The following is a 1,512-nucleotide window of genomic DNA, read 5'->3' on the forward strand; positions in this document are numbered from 1 at the left end:
CACCACATCCGACAACCGCCGATCCGAGACCGGCTTCACCCATCCACTCCGAGGCACACCTCATCGTAACGCAAACCCCCCTAACTGAACGGTATTGGGGTTAACTGACAACGCGGTGAAGAAAGCGCGGAGAAGGGCTGGGGTCCGTACGAGCAAGAACGGTTTCAGCAAGGGGTGGGTTTGGACTATCGAACCTCTGTCGGTCCAAGATGCCAGCGAAGGTACCAAGATGCGTTCATTTGCGAACGGGAATCTTCGGCGGGTAAGTCCCGGGGAGTGGTGGGAATCGGCTGAGGACATCCGGCCAGGTCCGCGGCGTGTCGCTCCCTCGGTGAGGGTGGGCCATCGCGTAGTGATCAACGAGTTACCTCTCACAGTGACTCACAGAAAGCAGCTACGCGATGACCCACGACCATTCTGCACTGCTCGCCCAACTCGACGCACTCGAGGGCGCCGACAGCACCAGCGTGTTCGCCGAACTGATCCGCACCGGACTGCAAGCTCTGATCGAAGCCGAAGCCACCGACAAACTCGGCGCCGGCCGCTACGAACGCACCGAGCAGCGCACCACCCATCGCAACGGGCATCGCACCAAGACGGTGTCGACCACCAGCGGTGATGTGGACGTCAAGATTCCCAAGCTGCGGTCCGGGTCGTTCTTCCCATCCTTGCTCGAACGGCGTCGGCGGATCGACAAGGCGCTGTATGCGGTGGTGATGGAAGCGTATGTGCACGGCGTCTCCACCCGCAGCGTCGATGACCTGGTCGGTGCGTTGGGGGTCGAATCCGGGATCTCGAAGTCGGAGGTCTCGCGGATCTGCGCCGGCCTCGATACCGAGATCGCCCGGTTCCGCGAACGGACGCTGACGCACACGAGCTTTCCGTACGTCTTCCTCGACGCGACGTTCTGCAAGGTCCGGGTCGGTGCGCACGTGGTCTCGCAGGCGCTGGTGGTCGCGACCGGGGTATCGATCGACGGTAGCCGCGAGGTTCTGGGCACCGCGGTCGGCGACAGTGAATCCTTCGAATTCTGGCGTGAGTTCCTCACCAGCCTCAAAGCCCGTGGTCTGTCGGGGGTGCATCTGGTGATCTCCGACGCCCACAGTGGGCTCAAAGCTGCGGTGATGCAGCAGTTCGCGGGCTCGTCGTGGCAGCGGTGCCGGGTGCATTTCATGCGCAACATCCGAGCCGCGGTGACCTCGAAGCATGTGCCGCCGGTGATGGCGGCGGTCAAGACGATCTTCGCGCACACCGACCCGGTCGAGGTGGCCGCGCAGTGGGACCAGGTCACCGACACCTTCTCCGGGTCGTTTCCGAAGGTCGCGGCGTTGATGGAAGCCGCCAAACACGACGTGCTCGCGTTCACCGCGTTCCCGAAAGCACACTGGCAGAAGATCTGGTCCAACAACCCGAGATCGGTTAACCGGCCCTCCCACGACACGATCATGAGTGCGGCGTGAGATCCGGGGCCGACGGTGATGCGGGGCGCATGCTGGCGGTGTCGGCTCGATC

General features: G+C 63.4%; 1 pseudogene. It reads left to right on the top strand.

Going from position 1 to position 1,512, the window contains the following annotated elements:
• Positions 1-401: 401 nt before the first annotated feature.
• Positions 402-1,412: pseudogene (locus tag ACQR3U_RS23305) on the top strand (IS256 family transposase); the annotation flags it as partial.
• Positions 1,413-1,512: the final 100 nt, after the last annotated feature.

The sequence above is a fragment of the Rhodococcus sp. IEGM1339 genome (assembly GCF_050321925.1).
Taxonomy (GTDB): domain Bacteria; phylum Actinomycetota; class Actinomycetes; order Mycobacteriales; family Mycobacteriaceae; genus Rhodococcus; species Rhodococcus pyridinivorans.